28 protein-coding genes are annotated in these 23,886 nt (G+C 65.5%); 17 read left to right on the forward strand and 11 right to left on the reverse strand.

All coding sequences use genetic code 11. From position 1 onward, the window contains the following. Positions 1-71: 71 nt before the first annotated feature. On the reverse strand, positions 72-1,019 hold the full coding sequence (locus FJ978_RS25680; RefSeq protein WP_140574915.1) for a substrate-binding domain-containing protein: 948 nt from the start codon (positions 1,017-1,019) through the stop codon (positions 72-74). 388 nt (positions 1,020-1,407) lie between these two features. Between FJ978_RS25680 and FJ978_RS25685 the strand changes: the two genes are divergently transcribed. Further along, positions 1,408-2,106, forward strand: coding sequence for a RibD family protein (locus FJ978_RS25685; protein WP_140574918.1), 699 nt, complete (start codon positions 1,408-1,410; stop codon positions 2,104-2,106). A gap of 10 nt (positions 2,107-2,116) precedes the next feature. On the opposite strand, the gene FJ978_RS25690 is transcribed toward FJ978_RS25685, so the two are convergent. Next, entirely contained in the window at positions 2,117-3,001 is an 885-nt protein-coding gene (locus tag FJ978_RS25690; RefSeq protein WP_140574920.1) for an SDR family oxidoreductase, read from the reverse strand. 97 nt (positions 3,002-3,098) lie between these two features. Here FJ978_RS25690 and FJ978_RS25695 point away from each other — a divergent pair, with 97 nt between their 5' ends. Beyond that, on the forward strand, positions 3,099-3,953 hold the full coding sequence (locus FJ978_RS25695; RefSeq protein ID WP_140574923.1) for a helix-turn-helix transcriptional regulator: 855 nt from the start codon (positions 3,099-3,101) through the stop codon (positions 3,951-3,953). 12 nt (positions 3,954-3,965) lie between these two features. Here the strand turns inward: FJ978_RS25695 and FJ978_RS25700 are convergent, their stop codons facing one another. Next, positions 3,966-5,882: a diguanylate cyclase gene (locus tag FJ978_RS25700; RefSeq protein WP_013894277.1), complete on the reverse strand. Its 1,917-nt coding sequence runs from the start codon at positions 5,880-5,882 to the stop codon at positions 3,966-3,968. A 114-nt stretch (positions 5,883-5,996) separates the two neighbouring features. Further along, positions 5,997-6,902, reverse strand: a complete 906-nt coding sequence (locus FJ978_RS25705; RefSeq protein ID WP_140574926.1) for a LysR family transcriptional regulator — start codon at positions 6,900-6,902, stop codon at positions 5,997-5,999. Positions 6,903-6,995: 93 nt separating this feature from the next. Between FJ978_RS25705 and FJ978_RS25710 the strand changes: the two genes are divergently transcribed. The 5 genes from FJ978_RS25710 to FJ978_RS25730 all read left to right on the forward strand — a co-directional run bounded on the left by FJ978_RS25710 (position 6,996) and on the right by FJ978_RS25730 (position 11,400). Next, entirely contained in the window at positions 6,996-7,877 is an 882-nt protein-coding gene (locus tag FJ978_RS25710; protein WP_140574929.1) for an aldo/keto reductase family oxidoreductase, read from the forward strand. Positions 7,878-7,957: 80 nt separating this feature from the next. Then, on the forward strand, positions 7,958-8,737 hold the full coding sequence (locus FJ978_RS25715; protein WP_181176836.1) for a pseudouridine synthase: 780 nt from the start codon (positions 7,958-7,960) through the stop codon (positions 8,735-8,737). Between the two features lie 315 nt (positions 8,738-9,052). Next, positions 9,053-9,799 (forward strand): SDR family NAD(P)-dependent oxidoreductase, encoded by a 747-nt coding sequence (locus FJ978_RS25720; protein WP_140574931.1) that lies wholly within the window; start codon positions 9,053-9,055, stop codon positions 9,797-9,799. Positions 9,800-9,856: 57 nt separating this feature from the next. Continuing rightward, the gene (locus FJ978_RS25725; RefSeq protein WP_140574934.1) at positions 9,857-10,900 is read left to right on the forward strand and encodes a sigma-70 family RNA polymerase sigma factor; all 1,044 of its coding nucleotides are present in this window, start codon (positions 9,857-9,859) and stop codon (positions 10,898-10,900) included. A gap of 98 nt (positions 10,901-10,998) precedes the next feature. Then, positions 10,999-11,400, forward strand: a complete 402-nt coding sequence (locus tag FJ978_RS25730) for a VOC family protein (protein WP_140574936.1) — start codon at positions 10,999-11,001, stop codon at positions 11,398-11,400. Positions 11,401-11,676: 276 nt separating this feature from the next. On the opposite strand, the gene FJ978_RS25735 is transcribed toward FJ978_RS25730, so the two are convergent. Continuing rightward, positions 11,677-12,258, reverse strand: a complete 582-nt coding sequence (locus FJ978_RS25735) for a histidine phosphatase family protein (RefSeq protein WP_140574939.1) — start codon at positions 12,256-12,258, stop codon at positions 11,677-11,679. A 264-nt stretch (positions 12,259-12,522) separates the two neighbouring features. Here FJ978_RS25735 and FJ978_RS25740 point away from each other — a divergent pair, with 264 nt between their 5' ends. The 3 genes from FJ978_RS25740 to FJ978_RS25750 all read left to right on the forward strand — a co-directional run bounded on the left by FJ978_RS25740 (position 12,523) and on the right by FJ978_RS25750 (position 13,852). After that, entirely contained in the window at positions 12,523-12,972 is a 450-nt protein-coding gene (locus tag FJ978_RS25740) for a universal stress protein (protein ID WP_140574942.1), read from the forward strand. 98 nt (positions 12,973-13,070) lie between these two features. After that, the gene (locus FJ978_RS25745; protein WP_013894268.1) at positions 13,071-13,361 is read left to right on the forward strand and encodes a DUF1778 domain-containing protein; all 291 of its coding nucleotides are present in this window, start codon (positions 13,071-13,073) and stop codon (positions 13,359-13,361) included. Next, positions 13,358-13,852 carry a GNAT family N-acetyltransferase gene (locus tag FJ978_RS25750; protein WP_140574944.1) on the forward strand — a complete coding sequence of 165 codons (495 nt, stop codon included), beginning with the start codon at positions 13,358-13,360 and terminating at the stop codon, positions 13,850-13,852. The genes FJ978_RS25745 and FJ978_RS25750 overlap by 4 nt, the downstream gene beginning before the upstream one ends. Positions 13,853-13,981: 129 nt before the next feature. Here the strand turns inward: FJ978_RS25750 and FJ978_RS25755 are convergent, their stop codons facing one another. Both FJ978_RS25755 and FJ978_RS25760 read right to left on the reverse strand, forming a co-directional pair. Next, a complete protein-coding gene (locus FJ978_RS25755; protein ID WP_140574947.1) occupies positions 13,982-14,731 on the reverse strand; it encodes a sulfite exporter TauE/SafE family protein in 750 nt (249 codons plus the stop codon). A 27-nt stretch (positions 14,732-14,758) separates the two neighbouring features. Continuing rightward, positions 14,759-14,968 (reverse strand): hypothetical protein, encoded by a 210-nt coding sequence (locus tag FJ978_RS25760; RefSeq protein WP_140574950.1) that lies wholly within the window; start codon positions 14,966-14,968, stop codon positions 14,759-14,761. 112 nt (positions 14,969-15,080) lie between these two features. Here FJ978_RS25760 and FJ978_RS25765 point away from each other — a divergent pair, with 112 nt between their 5' ends. From FJ978_RS25765 to FJ978_RS25795, 7 genes are all read left to right on the forward strand, one after another. Beyond that, positions 15,081-15,953 carry a LysR substrate-binding domain-containing protein gene (locus tag FJ978_RS25765; RefSeq protein WP_013894265.1) on the forward strand — a complete coding sequence of 291 codons (873 nt, stop codon included), beginning with the start codon at positions 15,081-15,083 and terminating at the stop codon, positions 15,951-15,953. Positions 15,954-16,115: 162 nt separating this feature from the next. Next, positions 16,116-16,616, forward strand: coding sequence for an Lrp/AsnC family transcriptional regulator (locus FJ978_RS25770; RefSeq protein WP_013894264.1), 501 nt, complete (start codon positions 16,116-16,118; stop codon positions 16,614-16,616). After that, entirely contained in the window at positions 16,613-17,773 is a 1,161-nt protein-coding gene (locus FJ978_RS25775) for a saccharopine dehydrogenase family protein (protein ID WP_140574952.1), read from the forward strand. The genes FJ978_RS25770 and FJ978_RS25775 overlap by 4 nt, the downstream gene beginning before the upstream one ends. A 109-nt stretch (positions 17,774-17,882) precedes the next feature. After that, positions 17,883-18,671, forward strand: a complete 789-nt coding sequence (locus FJ978_RS25780; RefSeq protein WP_140574955.1) for an ABC transporter substrate-binding protein — start codon at positions 17,883-17,885, stop codon at positions 18,669-18,671. A gap of 125 nt (positions 18,672-18,796) precedes the next feature. Then, complete coding sequence (locus FJ978_RS25785) at positions 18,797-19,468, forward strand: amino acid ABC transporter permease (protein WP_140574958.1); 672 nt, start codon at positions 18,797-18,799, stop codon at positions 19,466-19,468. Beyond that, positions 19,465-20,139, forward strand: a complete 675-nt coding sequence (locus FJ978_RS25790; RefSeq protein ID WP_140574961.1) for an amino acid ABC transporter permease — start codon at positions 19,465-19,467, stop codon at positions 20,137-20,139. Before FJ978_RS25785 ends, FJ978_RS25790 begins: the two co-directional genes overlap by 4 nt. Positions 20,140-20,165: 26 nt before the next feature. Continuing rightward, entirely contained in the window at positions 20,166-20,924 is a 759-nt protein-coding gene (locus FJ978_RS25795; protein ID WP_013894259.1) for an amino acid ABC transporter ATP-binding protein, read from the forward strand. 112 nt (positions 20,925-21,036) lie between these two features. On the opposite strand, the gene FJ978_RS25800 is transcribed toward FJ978_RS25795, so the two are convergent. The 4 genes from FJ978_RS25800 to FJ978_RS25815 all read right to left on the reverse strand — a co-directional run bounded on the left by FJ978_RS25800 (position 21,037) and on the right by FJ978_RS25815 (position 23,754). Next, positions 21,037-22,152 (reverse strand): alkene reductase, encoded by a 1,116-nt coding sequence (locus FJ978_RS25800; RefSeq protein ID WP_140574963.1) that lies wholly within the window; start codon positions 22,150-22,152, stop codon positions 21,037-21,039. A 42-nt stretch (positions 22,153-22,194) separates the two neighbouring features. Continuing rightward, positions 22,195-22,485 (reverse strand): helix-turn-helix domain-containing protein, encoded by a 291-nt coding sequence (locus FJ978_RS25805; RefSeq protein WP_181176837.1) that lies wholly within the window; start codon positions 22,483-22,485, stop codon positions 22,195-22,197. Between the two features lie 166 nt (positions 22,486-22,651). Then, a complete protein-coding gene (locus tag FJ978_RS25810; RefSeq protein WP_140574969.1) occupies positions 22,652-23,350 on the reverse strand; it encodes an RES family NAD+ phosphorylase in 699 nt (232 codons plus the stop codon). After that, positions 23,344-23,754, reverse strand: coding sequence for an MbcA/ParS/Xre antitoxin family protein (locus FJ978_RS25815; RefSeq protein ID WP_140574971.1), 411 nt, complete (start codon positions 23,752-23,754; stop codon positions 23,344-23,346). Before FJ978_RS25815 ends, FJ978_RS25810 begins: the two co-directional genes overlap by 7 nt. Between the last annotated feature and the right edge of the window lie 132 nt (positions 23,755-23,886).

A 23,886-nucleotide genomic window follows, 5' to 3' on the forward strand; every position in this document is an offset into this window, starting at 1 on the left:
CCCCCTTGCGGGGGAGATGTCCGGCAGGACAGAGGGGGTGCTGTCCCGCCGGCTTACCCTAGCCTGAGAGCCTACTTCGTCTCGTTCAGCCTCTCGGCCTTATCAAGATTGTCCTTGCCGATGACGATCGGCGTCAAGAGCACCAGCTTCTCCTTCGGCTCGGTCTTGTCCTTGGCGTAGGCGACCGCGATCTGTACGGCGGTGCGCGATTGCTTGCCCGGGAACTGTTCGACCGTGCCGGCGAGCTTGCCGTCGCGCACCGCGACCAGCGCTTCCGGAAGCGCGTCGAAGCCGTAGATCTTGACGTCGGTGAAGTTGCGCGCCGCGCACGCCTCGAGCGCGCCGAGCGCCATGTCGTCATTGGCGCAGATGATGGCGTCGGGCTTGCCGTTGGCGGCGAGCCCGGCTTCCGTCACCGACAGCGCTTCGGCGCGGGCGAAGTTGGCGGTCTGCTCGAAGACGATCTGGTACTTGTCCTTCAGCGGATCGAGAATGTTGTGCACGCCCTTGTTGCGGTCGATCGCCGGGCCGGCACCGGGCTGGCCCTGCAGATGGAACAGCTTGGCGCCATTCGGGAACGCCGCCACCATGGCGCTGGCTTCCGCCTCGCCACCCTTGACGTTGTCGGCCCCGACATGGGCGAGGATGCCCTCGACGCCGTCGACGCGGCGGTCGATCGTCACCACGGGAACGCCGGCCTTGACGGCTTCCTCGATGGCCGGCGCCAGCGCGTTGACGTCAAGCGGCGAGATGACGATGGCGTTGACCTTCTGCACCAGTGCCGCCTCGATGTCGGCGGTCTGCTTGGTGGCCGAGTTCTGGCCGTCGCTCTCGGTCAGGTTGACGCCTTGCGTGGCGGCCTCCGCCTTGATCTCGTTCAGCATGTGCACGAAGAACGGAAAGCCGAGACTGGGCACCGAGCCGAGAATGGTCAGCTTGTCCTCGGCGAATACCGAGGGCGCCGCCACCATCATGGCGCTGAAAGCCGCGGACGACAGCAGGAATTCACGTCTGTTCATGGTTGATCCTCCTCCACAAGAACGCACGGCCCCGGAAACCGGGCCGGTTTCAGGAAGGATCATGCGTCGGTTCAAAGTGTTGGAGCATCCTCCTTGCGCCCGAGAACGCATGCCGCTCCAGCTGATCACCGTTGCAAAAACTGCCTCCCATCGGCATCAGCATCGGGATGCTAACCCAGGGTCAACCATTTGTGCAACATCGATATAACAGAGTTGGCTGAGCTATTATCGGAATTGTCGGAATTTTGGATTCCCGGACAAGCAGCTTTGTCTACTCCAGGAACGTAAGAACACGAGTCCAGAGTCGCGCGACGAAGGGGGCGACGGCTTCCATTCTCCGGGCGCGACACTATTTTGGGCACTTCTCAAGGCCACAACCGGAGAAATCATGAAGCCGCAAATCATCTGCCATATGCTCGCGTCGCTCGACGGCAGCCTCCATCCGAGCCGCTACACCAGCAGCCCCGATGGCACCCGGGCCGAGTGGTCGAGCCTCTACGAGCACATCCACAACGACATGGCGGGCGACGCCTGGATCGTCGGCCGCATCACGATGGCCGAGATGAGCAAGGCCGCCGCGCACCCGCCGGCTAATGCCGGCCAGGTCCACCGGCCCTATCATTTCGCGCAAGGCCACGCGGCTACCTATGCCGTGGCGCTCGATGCTTCCGGCAAGCTGCACTTTGCCAAACCCGACATCGGCGGCGACCATGTCGTGGTGCTGCTCGGGCGCGACGTCGCCGACAGCCATCTCGCCGAACTCGCCGCCGATGGCGTGTCCTACATCGTGTCGGAAACGCCCGACATCGATCTTGCCGCCATGCTCGAGGTTCTCGGCCGCGAACTCGGCATCCGCCGGCTATTGCTGGAAGGCGGCGCCGGCATCAACGGTTCCTTCTTCGCGGCCGGGCTTGTCGATGAGCTCAGCCTGCTCGTTGCTCCTGCCATCGACGGGCGGGCGGCAAACCAGGGGTTTGTCGAGTTTGGCGAAAGCGGCTTGGCGGGCAGGATGCAATTGTCGCTCACAAGCTGCGAAGCGCTGGTGCACGGGCTCGTCCACCTGCGCTACACCGTCAGGCCTGGCTGAAGCCGCTTCCTCAGTATTGCATCGCGTCGAGATCGGCGATCAGCGTCGGGCCGGTCGGGTGCCAGCCGAGCCGTGCCTGGGTGAGCGCGCTGGAGGCCGGCAGGTCCATGGGGGCGAACATCGCCATCCAGCCGAAATGCTCCGCCGCCTCTTCCGGCGCGATCGAAACGACAGGCAGGTTGAGGCCCCGGCCAAGCGCCTCGGCGATCGAACGCACCTCGACACCTTCCTCGCCGACCGCGTGATAGCGTGCGCCGGGCTGGCGCTTTTCGACGGCGAGCCGGTAAAGGCGCGCGGCGTCGAGCAGATGGCCGGCGGAGAAGCGATTGCGACCCTCGCCGACATAGGCCGAGACGCCCTTCTGACGCGCCATCTCGATGAGCGGCGAGATCAGCCCCTGCTTGACCGGGTTGTGGACCTGCGGCAGGCGCACCACCGACACGTTGATCCCGGCCTCCAGCAAGGCATTGCTGGCGAGTTCGGAGGCGATGCGGGGATTGGGATGGCTCGGGTTGAAGACGTCCTCGACCGCCAGTTGGCCATGTCCTGGGCTGCCCGCGCCGACACCTGAGGTGATCACCAGCGGCCGGTCGGATCCGGCAAGGGCGGCGCCGAGGGCTGCGATGACGCGCCTGTCCTTTTCGCAATTCTCGACAAACCGCGAGAAATCATGATCGAACGCGGTGTGGATCACGGCGTCCGCCTTCGCCGCGCCGTTGCGCAGCCCCTCGGGCTCCTCAAGGGTTCCGCGATGCACTTCGGCGCCAGCGGCGGCCAGCGCCTCGGCACCGGCGTCGGAGCGGGTGACGCCGACCACCTGATGGCCCGCGCCGATGAGTTCGGGAACCAGCGCCGAACCGATGAAGCCGGTCGCGCCGGTCAAAAAGATACGCATGCAAAATCTCCTGCACAGTTGCCCGCGCAGTATCGCCAGTCTATTATTCCATTAAAGTAGTGACTTTATCCTATTATAATTGCTAACAGGATCGGCCATGCCCATCAATTCCGCCGGCACGCTCGCGGCCTTCCTGAAAGACCGGCGCACCCGGCTCGACCCGGCCTCGTTCGGGTTTTCCGGGCGCCGGCGCACGCCCGGGCTGCGCCGCGAAGAAGTCGCCCAGCGCGCCAACATCAGCCCGACCTGGTACACGTGGCTGGAACAGGGCCGCGGCGGCGCGCCTTCGGCCGATGTGCTGAATCGCATCGCCAAGGGGCTGATGCTGACCGAAGCCGAGCGCGAACATCTTTTCATGCTCGGGCTGGGGCGCCCGCCCGAGGTCCGCTATATCGGCGTCGAGGGCGTCAGTCCGCGCCTGCAGCGCCTCATCGACACGCTCGAGGCAAGCCCGGCCCTGATCAAGACCGCCACCTGGGACGTCGTTGCCTGGAACCGCGCCGCGCAAATCGTGCTGACCGATTACGGCGCCCTGCCCGCCGGCCAGCGCAACATCCTGCGCTTCATGTTCCGCAGCTCCGCCATCCGCGAAAAGCAGCACGACTGGGAAAACCTCGCCCGTTTCGTGGTCGGATCGTTCCGAGCCGATGCGGCACGCGCCGGCGCGGTGTCCGAGGTGCGCGACCTCGTCGACGAACTTTGCAGCACCAGCCCGGAGTTTGCCGCCCTATGGCGGGAAAACGACGTGCTCAGCCATGGCGACGGGACAAAGCGCCTGAAGCACCCGGTACTCGGCGACATTGAACTGGAATATTCGGGGTTCGCGGTCGACGGCCGGCCGGATCTGAGCCTGACCGTCTACAACCCGGTCGACAGCAAGGTCGCCGACCGCATCCGCGACCTGGCGAGGCGCCTCCCGGGGCAAGAGCCGGGCGATCGCCCACCGCGATGACGCGGCGAAGGCTCACGCTTTGCGCTGGGAACCGGTCGAGCGTGGCTGGCTGAGATGCGGGCGCCAGCCATGCACCCGATCCCGTCCCGCGGCCTTGGCGCCATAGAGCGCCTCGTCGGCGCGCCTGACAAGATCGGCGATCTCGATCGAAGCACTGCCCGCGTCGAAGGTGCCGACCCCGATGCTGACGGTAACGATGCCCTTTTCGCTGCCGGCATGCGCCAGCCCGAGATCGCGCACCTTGGTCCTGAGGTTCTCGGCAATGACGAAGGCGCCCCGCGCGTCGGTCTCGGGCAGGATGAGTGCGAACTCCTCGCCACCGTAGCGGGCCGCCGCGTCGGCCGGCCGCCGCGCCGCCGCCTCGATGCAGCGGCTGACGGCGCGCAGGCAATCATCACCAGCCGGATGACCGTAATGGTCGTTGAACCGCTTGAACCAGTCGACGTCGACGAGAAGCAGGCTGAGCGGCGTCGCGTTGCGCCTGCAGCGCGCAAACTCGCGCGCCAGCGCCTCGTCGAAGGCGCGCCGCGTCATGAGTTCGGTCAGGCCGTCGCGATGCGCCAGCAGGTTCAGCTTCTCGTTGGCCGACAGCAATGCGGCTTCGACCTGCTTGGCCTCGGTGATGTCTGAAAACACGCTGAGGCTTCCGCCATCGCCGGTCGGCCGGGTCCGCACATCGAGCCAGCGCCCGTCGGCGAGCCGGATCTGGCGGTGGCTGTCGAGCTTCTGCGAGGCCATGATGGCGGCGACCCAGTCCTCGACCGCGTCCGGCGGCGTGATCGCCTCGCCGCGCGCCGCCGAGGCGCGCAAGATATCGCGGTAGTCGGCACCGGGCACCCGTATGTCGGCCGTCTTCGGAAACATGGAGCGGTAGCGGGCGTTGCAAAGCAGCAGCCTGCCATCCGGATCGAACATCACCAGGCCATCGGCCATGTGCGTCAGGGCGTCTCCGAGCCTCGCCTGGCTCGCTGCCAGTTCGTTTTCGAGCTGCTTGCGCGCGGTGATGTCGCGGTTGTGCGTGATCAGGCCGACGATCGCTCCGGCCTTGTCGCGAAACGGCGCTTTCAAGGTCGCCAGCCAGCCATCGGTGCCGTCCTCGTGGTGAAGGCGCTGTTCGATGGTGGTGGAAACGCCCGTGGCCAGCACGGCTAGCTCGTCCTCGCGGAATCCCTGCGCCGTCTCGCGCGGATAGAAATCGAAATCGGTCTTGCCGATCAGCGCCTTGGCATCCGTCGCATGCATCAGTTCGGCCGTTGCCGGATTGGCGACGATGAACCGTCCGTCGAGATCCTTCACATTGAGGCAATCGGGCAGTGTCTCGACCACCGCCTTGAAGATGCGCCGGGATTGCAGCGCTTCGATGCGACGCCGCTCCTGGTAGAGCGTAAGCCCCGACAACGCCACCGAGACGAAGATGAGAAGGGTCGAGGGGAAAACCACCTTCGGCAGGACGGCCTGTATGACGGACTGCGGCAGCATGCTGAGGCCAAGCAGCGATCCGCACGCGGTCGCGGCACCCAGGATCATGATGTCGGCCATGCCGGGCGAACGCCCCTTCAGGGCAAGGTTGCCGGCAACGCCGATCAGCATGGTGGCCGCGATCCCCACCGCGCCGGCAAACGCGCCGATGCCACCCTCGAAGGTCCGGAAGGCACCGGCCATGACGCCGGCGACGATGCCGGCTATAGGACCGCCGAAAAAGCCGGCAACGGCAATCATCGTCGCCCTGAGATCGACCAGGATACCCGGCTGCAACTGCATGGGAGTCAGCATCAGGATGATGGCGCCAGTGCCCATCAAGAGGCCGAAAGCCGCGGCCTTCGCCGCGGCCGGCCTGCGGTCCAGCCACACATGCGTGTGGATCCAGACCGAAACGAACATCGCAACGACCGCGAGATTGGCCAGCAATTCGGACCAGGGCGAACCCATTGCGCGCCTTTCCTGTCACCAGGCTTTCGCCGTACCGCCTCTTCGATAGGCCCTCAATGACAACAAAGTGTTACGGTGGGCATTGGTCGAAGGGAGCAAGACATCGTCCCCAGATCACCCCCACCGCATCGTTCCGACAAAATCGATGAACGCCCGCAGCGGCGCCGGCGTCAGGCGGCGGCCGGGATAGTAGAGGAACGGGCCGGAAAATTCCTGCCACCAGGGCTCCAGCACAGGCTCCAGCCGGCCATCGTCGAAATAGGGGCGCAGCCAGTCCTCGAACAGCGAGACGATGCCGCCGCCGGCGACCGCCACCTCGAGCGCAAGGGCCATTGCCGTGCCGGTGCTGACCAAAAGCGGGCCGGTCGGTTCGACGCTCACCACCTCGCCGTCGCGTTCGAACTCCCAGGGCGGCGTCAGGCCGCTGGCGAAGCGGCCGCGCAGGCAGGCGTGGGCGAGCAGGTCGCGCGGATGGCCGGGCCGGCCGCGCCGGTCGAGATAGGTCGAAGCGGCGCCGGTGGCGAAGCGCTGCCGGCGCGGGCCGATCGGCACGGCGATCATGTCCTGCTCCAGCCGCTCGTCATAGCGAATGCCGGCATCGCAGCCGCTGGCCAGTATGTCGACGAAACTGTCCTCGGCGGTCACTTCCATGCGGATGTCGGGATAGGCCGCAAGGAAAGGCGGCAACAGGCGCGGCAGCACCAGTTTCGCCGCGACGACCGGCACGTTGAGCCGCAGCGTGCCGGTCGGGCGGCCGCGAAACCCGTTGACGACGTCGAGCGCCGCCTCGACTTCGCCCAGCGCCGGGCCTAGCCGCTCCAGCAGGCGCGCGCCGGCCTCGGTGGGAGCGACGCTGCGCGTGGTGCGATTGAGGAGCCGCACGCCAAGCCCGGTCTCCAGCCGCCGCACCGTCTCGGAGAGGCTGGAAGCGCTGACGCCGCTCACCCTGGCTGCCTCGCGAAATCCGCCGGCGCGCGCCACCGCCATGAACGCCTGGAGATCACCCAGATCTGCCGCCATTGTTCGCTTCTCCGTACAGGCTGTGCCGATTGCACCATATTATCGTGCAGGTGCGCTCTGTCTACATTGGGCCGATCCAAAGGAGATGAGACCATGACCGATATCAGCAAGGCCGGAACCTTCAAGCTCGGCGACCGCACCGTGAAGCGCCTCGGCTATGGCGCCATGCAACTGGCCGGACCCGGCGTCTTCGGCCCACCGAAGGACCGCGACGCGGCAGTGGCCGTGCTGCGCGAGGCGATCGCCAGCGGCGTCGACCATATCGACACATCGGATTTCTATGGCCCGCACGTCACCAACCAGATCATCCGCGAGGCGCTGCACCCCTACCCGGCCAACCTCACCATCGTCACCAAGGTCAGTGCCCGGCGCGGCGCCGATGCATCGTGGATCCCCGCAATGTCACCGCAGGAGCTGACGCAGGCCGTGCACGACAATCTGCGCAATCTTGGGCTGGAAATTCTCGATGTCGTGAACCTGCGCTCCATGCATGGCATTCACGGACCGGCGGAAGGGTCGCTCGAGCCACAGCTGAACACACTCGCCGAACTGCAGCGTCAAGGTTTGATACGCCATATCGGCATGAGCAACGTCACATCGGCCCAGATCGCGCAGGGACGCAGCATGGTCGACATCGTCTGCGTGCAGAACCAGTACAACATCGCGCACCGCGAGGATGACGCGCTGATCGATGAGCTTGCCGTGGCAGGCATCGCCTATGTGCCGTTCTTCCCGCTCGGCGGCTTCACCCCGCTGCAGTCGGACACGCTGGCCAATGTCGCCAAGAAACTTGGCGCGACGCCCATGCAGGTAGCGCTCGCCTGGCTGCTGCGCCGCGCGCCCAACATCCTGCTCATCCCCGGCACCTCATCGGTCGGCCATCTCAGGGAAAACCTGGCGGCGGCCGAGTTGAAGCTGCCGGCCGACGCAATCGAGGTGCTGAACGGCATCGCCGGCGAGAAGGCAGCCGCCTGAGGCGGTTCGACCCGCGCCACCTTGCGAAGCCGCCGCTGCCCGTGGCATCTGTCCGTCACAACGGACCGATCCACACCAGCATGGCTTCACGACGACCACCGCAGCCCGCCAGCCCGGGCAAGCTGCCCAAACCGCCCACCGGTAAACCGCTGGGCGTCAGCCTCAACCGCGCGCTGTCAAAACTCGGCCTGTGCTCGCGCACGCAGGCCGAGCTGCTGATCACGGAGGGCCGCGTGCGCGTCGGCGGCAAGGTGGTGCGCGATCCGGCGCTGCGCGTTGATCTGAATCGCGATAGCATCGTCGTGGACGGTGAAAAGGTGATCGCCGAGCGTAAGGTCTACGTCATGCTCAACAAGCCGCGCGGCTTGATCACCACCCGTGACGACCCGCAAGAGCGCGACACGGTCTATGCCTGCCTGGAAGGGCTCGACCTGCCCTTCGTCTCGCCGGTCGGCCGCCTCGACAAGGCGAGCGAGGGCCTGTTGTTGATGACCAACGATACGCGCTTCGCCAACCGGCTGATGGACCCGGCCTCGCATCTGCCCAAGACCTATCACGTCCAGATCGGTACAGTGCCCGACGCGGCGATGCTGGAGACGTTGCGCGCCGGCGTCACCGTCGACGGCGAGATCCTGACCGCCAATTCGATCGACCTTCTGCGCAGCGGCGGCCGCACCGCCTGGCTGGAGATCGTGCTCGACGAAGGCCGCAACCGCCACATCCGCCGCCTGCTCGCCGCCCACGACATCGAGGTTCTGCGCCTCATCCGCATCGCCATCGGCGGCCTGCGCCTAGGCGACCTCGCCAAGGGCACCGCGCGGCATTTGACGGCGGAGGAGTTGGCGTTGCTGGGTGGGTGAGCGAACGGGCCGGAGGTAACGTCCTGTGGCGCCCCCTCTGTCCTGCCGGACATCTCCCCCAACTTTGGGGGGAGATCGGCAGCTCGATCGCCGGCTCTCCTCCTGCAACGTCGAAGATCAGCGAAGGCCCCGATGACATCAATCTCCCCCCTCGTGGGGGAGATGTCCGGCAGGACAGAGGGGGGCGCCATAGAACTCGACGGCGCGTACCGGATTCTCAGAAAAAATTTCGTCCCCACCGATGATTTCCGCCCTCCTGCGCTGTCTTCACCCATAGGCGCCGGAATTCTCCGGGCCGGACAAGCGAGGTGATCCATGGGATCGTTGAAAGGTCAAAATGTCGTCGTGGTCGGAGGCAGCAGGGGTGTCGGCCGCTCGATCGTGGAAGCTGCTCTCGGCGAGGGAGCGATGGTGCTTGCCGTCGCCCGCGGGACAGCGGCCCTGAAGGAACTCTCCTGGGAAGCGTCGGGCGTCAAGACGCTAGCGACCGACGCCACGCAGGACACCGCGCCCGACGCGGTGTTCGCCGCCATGCAGCCGGACGTGCTGGTGATCTCGGCCGGTGCCTTCGCTGCGTCGGCACCCATCCAGGACCAGAGCTGGAGTGACTTCTCAGCGAATTGGGAGACGGACGTCAAGGCTTCGTTCCTGTTCTGCAGGGCAGCGTTGCGCGGCGGGCTGAAGCCGGGCAGCCGCGTCGTGCTGATCTCCAGCGGCGCGGCATTCAGCGGCGGCCCGCCGAACTCGGGCGGCTATTCCGGCGCCAAGTGCATGCAGATGTTCCTGGCCGCGCACAGCCAGAAGGAAGCGGATCGGCTCGGTCTTGGCCTGCGCTTCATGGCGCTGGCGCCGATGCGCATCATGGCTGGCACCGGCGTCGGCGAGCGCGGAATATCCAGCATCTCGGCCTATCTCGGCATCAGCCCGGCGGATTTCCTGGCCAGCCTGAGCGATATGCAGACACCGGCCGACGTCGGACGCGCCGTGGTCGCGCTCGCCGGCGGCAAGCGGCAAGGCACTGCCTTCACGGTGAGCGGCAGCGGCCTTGCTGACGCGGCATGAGACGCGCAGGATGCCAACCGAAATCAGCATGGCCGAATTCCGCACCGCAGGCTCGACATGACAGACGCTCCCGGCGTTTCTGAACCATCCGCCCGGCCGGTCCTCGATCGGCCGGCCTTCGAGCATCTGACGATGGTCCACCGCCGCGAGCTGAAGCTGCATTGCTACCGGATGATGGGCTCGCTGCACGAGGCCGACGACCTCGTCCAGGAGACGTTCCTCAACGCATGGCGCGGCCGCGCTCAATTCGACGGGCGCGGCTCGCCGCGCGGCTGGCTCTATACGATCGCGACCAACGCCTGCCTCAACGCCATCAAGACGCGGGTCACGAGGCATCGAATTCTCGAGCAGCCCGACCGGCCGCCGGCCGAAGGCCGCGCCGCTGCCGGGCCAGCCGCCGAGCTTTCTTGGCTGGAGCCCTACCCCGACGTCGAGCTGCCCGACCTTGTGGACGGCGAGCCCGGCCCGGAGGCGCGCTACGAGACAAGCGAAGCCATCCGGCTCGCCTTCGTCGCCGCCATCCAACTGCTGCCGCCAAGGCAACGCGCATCGCTTCTGCTGTGCGACGTGCTCGGCTGGTCGGCGGCCGAGACCGCGCAGTTGCTGGGCGGCTCGACCGCCTCGATCAACAGCGCCCTGCAGCGAGCGCGCGCGACGCTGGCGCGGCATTATCCCGCCGGGCGTCCCTTGCAGCGATCGCAGCCCAACCCCGAAGAGGGCTTGCTGCTCGAACGTTATATCAGCGCCTGGCGGGCCGCCAATCTCGACGGCTTCATCGAACTGCTGCGCGACGACGCCACCTATCACATGCCGCCATGGCACGACTGGTACCAGGGACGCCCCGCGATCCACGGTTTCTTCAGGTGTGTGTGGGGCAATTTCGCCGGCTACTTCCCGGTGGCGACAAGGGCCAACGGTCAGCCCGCGGTTGCGATCTACGCGCGGCGCCATCAGGAGCCGGAATGGCGCGCGCAATCGCTGCATGTCATCGAGCCGGCCGATGGCGGGATCGCATCGCTGACGGTCTATGTCGGCCCGCTTGGCCCCGACCTGTTCGCCGCCTTCGGCCTGCCGACGGTCTGGCCTGAACCGGAAGCATAGCCACCGCAAACTTCTCCTGACAGAAAGCTGGCAGGAGACCTGGCCTATAGATCGGTTGGGAAGCCCGACCGCGGCTTCGGCGACCAAGGAGCCAAGCCATGAATTTCGTCTCTGTCCGCATCATCACGTCCGATGTCCAGCGCCTCGTACGCTTCTATGGCGAGATCACCGGCATGCCGTTGACGGTGTACACGGAAGATTTCGCCGAACTGGCGACGCCGGCCTGCACGCTGGCGATCGGCAGCACGCGCACCTTGATGCTGTTCGGCGGCGACATCGCCCGTCCCGCCGACAACCACACCGCCATCATCGAATTCCGCGTCAGCGACGTCGATGCCGAATTCGCCAGGCTGTCGGACACCATCAAGGGCGCAATGGTGCAGGAGCCGACCACCATGCCCTGGGGCAACCGCTCGCTGCTGTTTCGCGACCCCGACGGCAACCTGGTGAATTTCTTCACGCCGGTGACGGCCGAGGCGATCCGGAAGTTCGACAGGTAGAAGCGTCAGGGACAGGCTAGAGTTTGGGAATCGCCGAAGCCTCCGCGCGTTCGTCATCCACGGGCGGAGCAGCCGCGAAAGCGGCGTCGCGCAGACCCGAGGATCCATGCCGCGACCTTAGCCTTGGAGTGCAACGGAGTAGAGTTCTTCATCGTAGCAACGCTTTGAAGTCGCGGCATGGATCCTCGGGTCTGCGCGACGCCGCTTTCGCGGCTGCTCCGCCCGTGGATGACGAAGCGACGGCGCGTCCGCGCCGAGCCGGGATCGTTCTCCGCTCTACCTCTGATTCCACTTCCGAATAACCGGCTCGCTGAGATCATGCTCGTAGCCGAGCACGCTGATGCTGGCCGTGTCGAGCACGAGCAGCGCGCCACCCTCCGGCGGCAGGCCGAGCCAGCGGGCGGCGAGCACGCGCAGGAAATGCGCGCTGGAGAAGATCAGGATCGAGCCGCCAGCTTCGCGAAGCTGTCTGATGATCCTGTCGGCGCGGGCGCCGACATCGGCCGCCGTCTCGCCTTGCGGGCAGCCGTCGCGAAAGACATTCCAGCCCGGTCGCTCGGCCAGGATCGCCTTGGTGGTGCGCCCTTCATAGGCGCCGTAATCCCACTCCTGCAGATCGTCGTTTCTGACACTCTCTGCGCCAAAGCCGGCAAGCACGCTTGTGTTGTAGGCGCGCTGCGAGGGGCTCGACCACACCGCCGAGAACGACAGGCCTTCCAGCCGCTCCGTCACGCCCCGCGCGGCGGCCTCGCCGGCCGGCGTCAGCGGCATGTCGGTGCGGCCGGTGTGCTGCCCTGAAAGGCTCCATGCCGTCTCGCCATGCCGGACCAGATATATCTGCGGAAACGCGCTGCTCATGGGATGCCCCTCAATGTCGCCGGCACCTTAGAGGACGCCGTGGCAAAGGGGAATTCGGAGGACGCCGAAAGCGTGGGTGCGGGGAAATGCCTGGAAGGGCAACGGGAGACGGCGCCGGGATCGACGATTGGTCCAATCTCGGCTGTCCTTGATCCACGTGACACTGGCCCTGTGAGTTGCCCGGTGACGCAACTATATCAAGGTGAGCCTCCAAGGCTCCCGCTACCCAAGGGCGCCAGCTCTCGCACAACAGGTCAGATCATCATGTACAAACATCTGCTCATCGCCACCGACGGATCGGAACTGGCCGATAAGGGTGTCGCCCATGGCCTCACATTGGCCAAGGATCTCGGCGCCGGTGTCACCTTCGTCACAGTCTCCGAACAATTCCCCATGCTGGCCTGGGGCGGCGCCATGGCCGGCTATGCCGCGGGCGATGAATTGGCCGCCTACCAGGAGGAAGCGCGCAAATATGGCAAGCAGGTTCTCGACAAATGCAAGGCATCGGCCGATGCGGCCGGCGTCTCCGCCGAGGTCGTCCATGTCGAGGACAAAAGGCCCGCCGAGGCGATCCTGGAACTGTCGCAGGCGCTGGGCTGCGACCTTATCGTGATGGCCTCGCATGGCCGCCGCGGACTGGGCCGGCTGCTTCTCGGCAGCCAGACGGCGGAAGTGCTGTCCTACACCGCAATCCCGGTGCTGGTGGTGCGCTAGGACCGCCCCGGATCACGGGCTCCATCGGTCACCCGCACAGCATGGTGTAATGACAATATCGTTACGCTATGCTAGATCTGAACAAGAAGGAGCTATCGATGCCAGCCTCACATCAGCCGTTGCCGAAGAGCGTTCCGCTCAATATCCGCGTCAAGCCAGAGGTCCGCAATCTGATCGACAGGGCAGCGGAACTGCTTGGCAAGAACCGCACGGACTTCATGCTGGAGGCGTCGCAACGCGCCGCCGAGGACGCGCTGCTCAACCGTCTCGTGTTTACTGCCGAGCCGGATGCCTACGCTGCGTTTCTGGCGCGTCTCGACATGTCGCCGCATCCGAACGACCGGTTGCGGCGTACGATGGCAACAAAGGCTCCGTGGGACGCTGCGTGAGCCTGTCGGCCCCGGTTCCGCTCGCCGACCATCACGACCTCAATGATTTTTCATCGGGCATACCCTCACTCGACGACTGGCTGAAAAAACGGGCGCGCGCCAACCAGGCAGGCGGTGCATCCCGGACCTATGTGACCTGCATGGGCAACCGTGTCGTTGGCTACTACGCTATTGCCAGCGGAGGAGTGCGGATGGTCGAAGCTCCCGGCCGCTTCCGGCGCAACATGCCCGACCCGATCCCGGTTGTGGTGCTCGGCAGGTTGGCGGTCGACCAGAGCCATCACGGCCGTGGCATCGGCCGTGCGCTGGTAAGGGATGCCGGTCTGCGGATACTTCAGGCCGCTGAAATACTGGGAATCAGGGGTATACTGGTGCATGCGATATCCGACGATGCCCGAGCCTTCTATATGGCTGTCGGATTCGAGCCTTCACCAGTCGAGCCGCTGACGCTCATGGCCACGCTCGCCGACCTCGGCGCGAGTCTCGGTTGACGGCCTTCCTGTCTTGGGAAGGCCAGGCTAGAGCATTTCACCGTTTCACGGAAACGGCGAACCGCTCTATCTCTTTGTTTTTACGCAATTCCGGACGGAAAACCGTGTCATACTTTCCCTGGAATTGCTCTAGAGCGCGGTCTCCACGACGAGATACACCCCCAGTGCCAGCAGCCCGGCGAAGAAAACCGTACGAAACGTCTCGACGCTCATCGCCTGGCGCAGCGCCTGGCCGGCGAACATGCCAGCGAGCGCCGGCGCAAGCGCCAGGACCGATCCCGCCAGTTGCGTTGTCGGCGATGCGAGCGCGCCTGCTTTGAACAAGCCAAGGGCAAGTGCCGCCGTCGACACGGTGAAGGACAGGCCGAGCGCCTGGATGAGGTCTTCCCGGCCCAGCCGCAGCGATTGCAGATACGGCACGGCCGGGATGACGAAGACGCCGGTGGCGCCGGTGACCAGTCCGGTCGCCACACCGACCAGCGGTGACATCAAGGCCTCGTGGCGCGCCGGCGTGGTGAAGCCAAGCTTGAGCAGGCCGAGAATGGCGTAAAGCACCAGCGCCGCACCGAGCCCGGCCGATGCAACGCCGGAGTGTGTGCCGGTGAGCAGGCCGGCCCCGGCGACGGTGCCAAGCATGACGCCGGCCATCATCGTCCACAACCGCTTGCATAGTCCGCCGAAGGATGGGCCGGTGAACAACTGCCAAAGATTGGTGACCAGCGACGGGATCAAGAGCAGGGCAGCCGCCTGCGCCGGCGGCATCGTTACCGCCAGCAGCCCCATCGCCACGGTCGGCAGCCCCATGCCGACGACACCCTTGACGAAACCCGCGGCAAGGAAGACCGCGCCGGTCCAGGCAATGACGCCGACGCTCAGCACGGTCGTTCCTTCGGGGCGCCGGTTCGATCAGTCATGCAACAGCATGTCCGCCGCATCATCATCGGGTGCCGGTTTTGCAGGCGTCGCTTCATGGTGGACGGGATCAGCCATCGCCACGCAACCGCGCTGGCCGGGCTCCGCTCGCGCCATGGCAAGCGAGGCCACCGCGATCGCAAGCACGATCGCCGCGCTTTCAAGTATGCCGGGTCCATGCCGGCCTGTCGCCTTTTCGCTCATCGCGCATCTCCATCGCAAAAGATTTGACTGACATGCCGGCCGCCCACAATGTGGAAGTTACGCTGTCAGCCTTCGGCTGCACCGAAGGCTGAAACCTTGCAGGAGAAGAAAGATGCGCTTCGATCTTACCGATCTCCGGCTGTTCCTGCTGGTCGCCGAGCGCGGCAGCATCACCCACGGCGCCGAACTTGCGGGCCTGGCGCTCGCCTCCGCCAGCGCTCGCATCAAGGGCATGGAGGAAAGCCTCGGCGCGCCGCTCCTAGAGCGGCGCCGGCGCGGCGTGGTGCCGACGGCCGCCGGACAGGCGCTGCTGCACCATGCGCGTGCGGTGCAGAACCAGATCGAGGCGATGGCCGGCGACCTCGGCGCCTATGCCACGGGCTTGCGCGCCCGTGTGCGGCTGATGGCCAACACGGCCGCCACCAGCGCGCTGCTGCGCGACATGCTGCCGGCCTTCCTCGTCGCGCATCCCGGCATCGACATCGACCTCGACGAGCGCCCCAGCCATGAGATCGCCGAGGCGGTGGCAAGCGGTGCCGCCGATCTCGGCATCGCCGCGACCTGGGCCGGCCTCTCGCATCTGGAGCAGAAGCCGTTCTTCATCGACAGGCTCGTGGTGATCGCCGCGCGAGACTGGCCCGGCCTCGAAGGCCACACCGCCAGCCTCGGCGACCTGCTCGGCGAAGCCTTTGTCGGCCTGAGCGCCGGCCATCCCTTGCAGGAGCACATCACCCGCCAGGCCGCCCGCCTTGGCGGCCATCTGCACTTCCGCATCCGCGTGCCCGGCCTCGATAATGTCTGCCGGCTGGTCGCCCAGGGCGCCGGCATCGCCATCGTGCCCGAAAGTGCCGCGCGCCGCTCCGCCCGCACGTTGCGCAGCCTACGGTTGACCGACGACTGGGCAACACGCCAGCTCAATCTCTGCGTCCGCAGCTTCGACGAACTCACGCCGCAGGCAAAGCTGCTCGCCGCAGCCTTGGCCTGAACCCGACAACGGACGCCGGCGGTGGCAACCGCGCGCAAAGCGGTGCGCTGTTGCCGTCCACGCTAAAACAACACCTTGCTTTTCAAAAGTCTGTGACATAGCTTATTTGCATATAGGCAAAATAATTGCCAGTTTTCTTTCTATTTATGAAAGACGGGGGCTTTGCGGGAACATCTCGATCTGACCGACCGGCGGCTCGTCAAGCAGCTGTCGCAGGATGCGCAGCCGGGCATCAACCGCCTCGCCGAGATGTTGGCGATTTCGGTGCCGACGGTGCGCTCGCGGCTGCGCAACCTGCTCGACCGCAACCTGCTCAAGGTCGTCGGGCTCTTGAACCTCACAGAGCGGCCCGAGTTGATCTCGGCCATTGTCGGCATCAACGCCCAGGGTCGCGGCCGTGCCCGCGAACTGGCGCAGCGCATTTCGGAACTGCCCTTCGTCAATTCGGCCTCGGTGGTCACCGGGCGCTTCGATATCATCGTCGACGTGACGGTGGCCGGTGACGTCGCCGATCTCTATCGCGTCACCAGCGAACTGATCCCGGGTGCCGGCGAGCCGGGCGAAGTCGTGCGCAGCGAGACCTTTGTCGTCATGGCGTCCTGCAACAAATGGGTCAGCCTGCCGGAAGGCTGCTGGTCGGACGATCGCAAGGAGCCGGCATGAAGATCGCGGTTCTCGGAGGCCTCGGCCTGCAAGGCCGGGCGGCCATCGCCGATCTCGTCGCCAGTGGCGTCGAGGAAGTGGTTTGCGTCGATACCGCACCGGACGGCCCTGCCCGGCTTGACGGCCTGACCGATCTTTCCCGCGTGCGTTTCGTCGTACCCGAGGGCGCGATCGGCCCGGCCCTGACCACCGTGCTGGCCGATGTCGACGCCGTCATCGACCTGCTGCCGCAACCGCTGATGCGCGAGGCGGTGCAAGCCGCGATCGCAACCCGCACGCCGCTGGTCACCACCAATTACGGCAAGGCGATCGCCGACCTGGCGCCGGCCGCCGAACAGGCCGGTGTGGCAATCATGACCGAATGCGGGCTCGACCCCGGCATCGATCTCGTGCTCTACGCGCGCGCCGCGCGCCAGTTCGACGCGATCACCGCGATCGATTCCTATTGCGGCGGCATCCCCGAGCCGAAGGCGATGGCCAAGCCGCTTTGCTACAAGGTGAGCTGGAACTTCGACATGGTTCTGGTCAGCCAGAACCGCGACAGCGTGATGATCGAGGACGGGCAACGCGTCGCGGTGCCGGCCGGCCAGCAGCATCACAATCCTTTCATCCATGAGATCGAGGTCGCGGGCCTCGGCATGCTGGAAGCCTTCCCCAACGGCGATGCGCTGCATTACGTCGAGATGCTTCCCGCAGCAAAAGGGCTGCGCCGCTCCGGACGCTATACGCTGCGCTGGCCGGGATGGTCGGCCTTCTGGGCACCGCTGAAAGAACTCGGCTTCCTCTCGGAAGAAAAGGTGCCCGGCACGGGCGCCAGTCCGCGCGAATTCCTAGGCCGGCTGCTCGGCCCGCAATTGCAATATGGCCCCGGCGAAAAGGATCTGTGCGTGATGCGCAATGTCTTTTCCGGCCTCGAGGGCGGCCGCGCCAAGACGGTCACTTCGGACCTGATCATCGAGCGCGACCTGGCTTCGGGCCTGTTCGGCATGAGCCTGGGCGTCGGCTATCCCGCCAGCATCGTGGCGCAGATGCTGGCGCGCGGCGAGATCACCAAGCCCGGCCTGCTCAACCCGCTGCTCGACGTGCCGGACATCAGCTTCTTCGACGAACTGGCCCGGCGTGGCATCACGGTTTCCGAGACGGTGGCCCGGGACTGAGGAGAGAGATTTGCGAACGGTGGCCGCCGCCGGCAACGGCGCTGCCGCTCAAAAAGCACCCCGAAGGGTGAAACAACAACGTGGAACATAAAACAAGGAGGAATGCCAAATGAAGATTGCCAGACTTTTCATCGCCGGACTCGCACTCGCCGGCCTCACCACGGCCGCCAGTGCCGGCGCGCTCGACGACATCACCAAGCGCGGCGAACTGCGCGTTGCCGTGCAGACCCAGGGACCGCCCTTCTCGCTGGTCGGCGCCAATGGCGAGCGCACCGGCAGTTCGGTCGAACTTGCCGAACTGATGGCCAAGGAAATGGGTGTGAAAATCACCTTCCTCGACTTCGACTGGGATGGCTTGATCCCCGCACTCTTGTCGGGCAAGGCCGATCTCTTGGTCGCCGACATGACGCCGACGCTGGCGCGCGGCATGAAGGTCGCTTTCACCACGCCCTATATGTACACAGGCAGCACCGTCTTCACCAAGGCCGACAGCAAGTTCAAGACCACCGAGGACTGCAAGGCCAAGGGCACCAAGATCGCCGTGCTGCTCGGCGCGACCGGCGAGAAGGAAGCCAAGGCCGCCTTCCCCGATGCCGACATCAAGAGCTACAAGGGCGGCGGTCCGCTGCTGCTCGACGCCGTCAACAACGGCCAGGCCGACTGCGGCGTAAACGACGTCTCGGCGGTCAAGGGCCAGTCGACCGCCTACCCGGCCGGCACCTTCACCATCATGCCCGACCTGCTGTCGAAGGAGCCGCTTGCCTTCGCCACTCGCTACGACGAGCCGGACCTTTTGACCTGGATGAACCTTTTCCTCAACCAGGTCACCATCGACGGCCGCCTGCAGAAGAACCTCGACTACTGGGTCAATTCCGACGCCTGGAAGAAGGATCACTGAGAAAATAGGGGGTAGGGAGTAGGGGAGTAGTGAGTAGGGAATAGTGACCGGTGAATGGAGAATCGCCCATTCCGGACACGCTTCGCTACTCCCCACTCACTACTCCCTACTCACTGTTCACGCCCATGCTCGAAAATTTCAGTTTCCGCACCATCGTCGAATATCTGCCCCTGTTCGGGCAGGGCCTGGTCACGACCGTCTGGCTGTCGGCGCTGTCCTTCGTCGGCGCGCTGATCGTCGGCATCGTGCTGTGCGCCATGGGCCTGCAGCGCGGCTGGCTGTTTCGGGTTCCGGCCAAGGCCTATATCGATGCCGTGCGTGCCACGCCGTTGCTGGCACAGCTCTATTTCCTCTATTTCGGCCTGCCGCGGCTCGGCTTCGTGCTGCCCGAGCTGGTCGTAGGCATCCTCGCTTTGTCACTGAACAGCGGCGCCTATGTCGCTGAAATCATTCGGGCCGGCATCCTGTCGATCCCGCGCGGCCAGGTCGAAGCCAGCGTCGCCTCGGGCATGACCTACGTCCAGCGCATGCGCCTGGTCGTGCTGCCGCAAGCCTTCAAGGTGACGATCCCGCCGCTGCTCGGACAGGCGATCGTGCTGGTCAAGGATTCCGCGCTGCTGTCGCTGATCTCGGTCGCCGAGCTGACGCGCGCCGGCCAGTTGCTCGCTTCCGACCGCTTCATGCCGGCCGAAGGCTTTCTCACCATCGCCGCCTTCTACCTGCTGCTCTACTACTGCTTGAAAGGGCTGGCCGTGCTGTCCAGCCGCTGGCTCGGAACAGCGGGGGCGCGGACATGATCTGGCAACAGTTCCTCAGCCTCGCCGGCTCCTATCCCCTCGCCTTGCGCGGCCTCGGCATGACCGTCGTGCTGTCGCTGATCAGCCTGGTGCTCGGCACCTTGCTCGGCTTCGGCCTCGGCATCTTGCGCACCGGCGGCAACCGGCTGATCGCCGGCGTCATCGGCGCCTGGGTCGACCTGATCCGCGGCACGCCGTTCCTGGTGCAGATATTCCTGATCTTCTTCATCCTGCCGGAATTCGGCGTCGAGCTCGACGCCTTCACCGCCGGCATCATCGCGCTGACCAATCTGGCCGCCTGCTTCATCTGCGAGATCGTCGTCGCCGGCATCCGTTCCGTGCCGACAGGCCAGGTCGAGGCAGCCCTTGCATCCGGCCTGTCGCGCTGGCAGCGCATGCGCCAAGTGGTGCTGCCGCAGGCGATGCGCATCGTGCTGCCGCCGCTGGTCGGGCAATATGTGCTGCTGATCAAGGATTCTTCGGTCGTCTCGGCCATCGGCCTGACCGACCTCACCCGCGTCGGCTGGCTGGTGGTGCAGCGCGTACCCAACGGTCTCCTGGTGTTCTTCCTTGTCGGCGTCGGCTATTTCATCGTCTGCTATCCGCTGATCATGCTGGCTCGCCGGCTCGAACGCCGCATGGGCGCGGCCCATGGCGAGGTGCAGCTGTGACATCGAACCCCAAAGGGCCAACAGACATGACCAATGCGGGTCTCAACAAAACGGGCATGATCGACTTTCGCGGCGTCAACAAATGGTTCGGCTCGCTCAACGTGCTCAGGGATATCACGCTGAGCGTCGAGCCGCGCGAAGTGGTCGTGGTCTGCGGACCGAGCGGCTCCGGCAAGAGCACGCTGATCCGTTGCATCAACGGACTGGAGACTATCAAGGACGGCGATCTCGTCGTCGACGGCCAGCGCCTTGGCGACCGCGCCACCAACATGACGCAGCTGCGCACCGAGATCGGCTTCGTCTTCCAGTCGTTCAACCTCTACCCGCACAAGACCGCGCTCGAGAATGTCACGCTGGCGCCCATCCATGTCCGCAAGATCCCGCGCGCCGAGGCCGAGCATGCCGGGCGCGAATTGCTGGCCAAGGTGGGGCTCGCCGACAAGGTCAACGCTTATCCGGCGCAGCTCTCCGGCGGCCAGCAGCAGCGCGTGGCGATCGCGCGCTGCCTCGGCATGCGGCCCAAGATCATGCTGTTCGACGAGCCGACCTCGGCACTCGACCCCGAGATGATTTCCGAAGTGCTCGACGTCATGGTGGCGGTCGCCGAGGAAGGCATGACCATGATGGTGGTGACGCACGAGATGGGCTTTGCCCGCAAGGTCGCCCAGCGCGTGGTGTTCATGGATGCCGGCGCCATCGTCGAAAGCGGCACGCCCGATGAGTTCTTCTCGCACCCCAAGACCGACCGCAGCCGTGCCTTCCTGAGCAAGATTCTCAGGCACTGAGGACCGTTGGGCTTGGAATGCAATGGCCGTTCGGACCGAAATTCGGTCCGGATCGTCGCGCCAGGCGACCAGCTGCCCTTTCGCCGCGGACGAAAGGGCAAACCGTCTGGGCTCAGGCCGCCGTCGGGTAATCCGTATAGCCCCTGGCGTCGCCACCATAAAACGTCGCCTTGTCCGGCGCGTTCAGTTCGGCATTCCGCTTCAGGCGGCTGACGAGGTCGGGATTGGCGATGAACAGCTTGCCGAACGCGACAAGGTCGGCGTAGCCGTCCCCGACAGCCTTTTCGGCCAATTCCTTGTCATAGCCATTGTTCACCAGCCAGGCACCGGTGCCGCCGGCCTTGCGGTAGGAGGCCTTGAGGTCTTCGTAATCGAACGGCCTGTCGCCCTGGCTGAAGTCGCGCGCGCCGCCGGTCGCGCCTTCGACGATGTGGACATAGGCGAGGCCCCGGCTGCCCAGGCCCGCCGCAACATGGTTGAACAGAGGCTGCGGATCGGCATCCGAAGCGTCGTTGGCGGGCGTTACCGGCGACAGCCTGATCCCGGTCCTGCCGGCGCCGACAGCGCCCGTGACCGCGTCGACCACCTCAAACAGGAGGCGCGCCCGGTTTTCGATGGAGCCGCCATAATCGTCGGTGCGATGGTTGGTGCCCGAGCGCAGGAACTGGTCGACGAGATATCCATTGGCACCGTGGATCTCGACGCCGTCGAAGCCCGCTACCTCGATCGCCGCCTTTGCGGCGCGGCGAAAATCATCGACGATGCCGGGAATTTCGGCCGCGTCGAGCGCGCGCGGCTCGGAGGTGTCGACGAACTCGCCGCTGCCATCCGGCTTGACCAGGAACGTCTTGGATTTTGCCCTGATCGCCGATGGCGCCACCGGCTTGCCGCCGCCAGGCTGCAACGAGTTGTGCGAGATGCGTCCGACATGCCAGAGCTGGACCACGATCTTGCCGCCACCTTTATGAACCGCGTCCGTGACACGCTTCCAGCCGGCAAGCTGATCCGCCTCGTAGAGGCCGGGCACGTCGGCATAGCCCTGGCCCTGGTGGCTGATGGCGGTGGCCTCCGTCACGATCAGCCCCGCCGTGGCGCGCTGACCGTAGTAGGTGACCGACAGGTCGCCGGGTACCGCATTGGGTGAGCGATTGCGCGTCAGCGGCGCCATGACGATGCGGTTCGCCAGCGTCAGGTCACCGGCCCGCAAGGGATCAAAGAGGGTAGCCATGAGAAATGCCTTTCATGCATTTTGGGGGAATGGGGAGGATCGTCAGAGATCGGACAAGGCAGCCTGGAAGGCGGCGATGGTTTCTTCGTTGCGCTTGTAGAACACCCATTGGGCGACCCGCCGCGTCGTAACGAGGTCGGCGGACGCCAGCGTCGCCAGATGTGCCGAAACACTGGACTGAGCCAGGCCGCGGTGGTCGAACTGGCTGGCGCAGACGCCCATCTCGAGCGGATGTGCCTGCGCGGCGAAGTGCTGTTCAGGCTCCTTCAGCCACGCAAGGACGTCCCGTCGAAACGGGTGCGCCAGCGCCTTTAATATGATGTCGTGGTCCATCTTCACCTCGCATCGATCTCAACCGATATATAGATCGGATAGAGACGATATGGCAGGAAATCCATGCCATTTTTGAGGGTGATCGGAGAACGTTGCTCTCAGGTCACGGCCGGACCGCAATAGCGCCGCCGGGTGCTTCCGTCGCCTGTTGAGGGATGCGCTCCCATCAGGTGACCGACAGCACCTTGCCCGTATCGTGCTGACGTACGAAATCCACGCGGGAGCCGTCCCAGTGATAGGAGTAATGCCGGCCTTGCACCGGGACGGGGATGACATCGGGCCAGAAGATGCCGATACATTGCCCGTCCGCCATCCGCACGCTGTTCCACACCAGCCCGTCGCTGCCTTGCGCCCGCAGCGCCCGCCCTTCCGCCTGCGAGGCGGTGTAGTCGTCGGGGTGTAGCACGCCGGGCACCGCATTGACGTCGTCGAGGTCACGGTCGACGCTGCCGATCAGCACGCGGAAATCCGCCGTCCAGCCCGGATCCTCACTGGTGGCGCGCATGAAATTCTGGTGGTGGTGGATGGTCTCGGCCAGCGCCACGTCCTCGCTGTCGCCGGCATAGTAGATGCCGTAGCTGCCATCGGAGAAACGGCCGGGCCGCAGCGTCGAACAATGCACGAAGGGCGCCATCACGAAGCTTGCGCCAGGACCCGACACCCGCCTTGCGGCAGGCACCTTGCCGAGCTCGCCGATCTCGAGCCGGATGCGCGGATTGGTCTTCTCCTCGACGGCGGCCAGCGCCTCCCAGTCGCGCGGGTCGGCAATGTCCTCGAAGAGGTCGATCGGCGGATGGATGGAGCGGATGATCCGAAAAGTCTGGTGCCAGTGGACGCGGCGCCGGCCCGCGAGCCCACTCACCATGCACCACGCTCCGCATCGAGCCATTCACGCATGGCCGCAAGGTCGGAGATTTCGCCGCGCAGCATCAGGTCGAGCGCCGACTGGCCGCCGAAAATGGCATTGGGCTTGCGGATCCAGGCATAGCCGCGCGCCGGCTCGGTGAAGAGGTAGCGCAGGCCCTTGTGGATGCCCATCAGATGCGCCATGCGGGTGCGGAGGTCGCGGTCGATCCGGCCGATGCCGCCTTCCTTCCAGCGCGCCCAGGTCCGCGCCGACATACCTCCAAGCAGGATGCAGGCCTCGAGATCTGTGAGGTTCCACGCCTTGAACAGATTGACAGTGGTGCGCGCCAGCGCACCGGCCTCTTCCTCCGAAATGGCGCTGCCGACCGTGGCCGGCGTGGCGACGATGGACTGAAGTTGCATTTTGCTCACCCTTGCTATTGGCAGAGATATAGCATGTATTTGCCAATTGGCAAGTACGGGAGCTAACGTTCCTCGCCCCCATGAGATGGGGGAGAGGTGGCTCGGCGAAGCCGAGACGGAGCGGGGGATGGC

The organism is Mesorhizobium sp. B1-1-7, assembly GCF_006442705.1.
Classification (GTDB): Bacteria; Pseudomonadota; Alphaproteobacteria; order Rhizobiales; family Rhizobiaceae; genus Mesorhizobium; species Mesorhizobium opportunistum.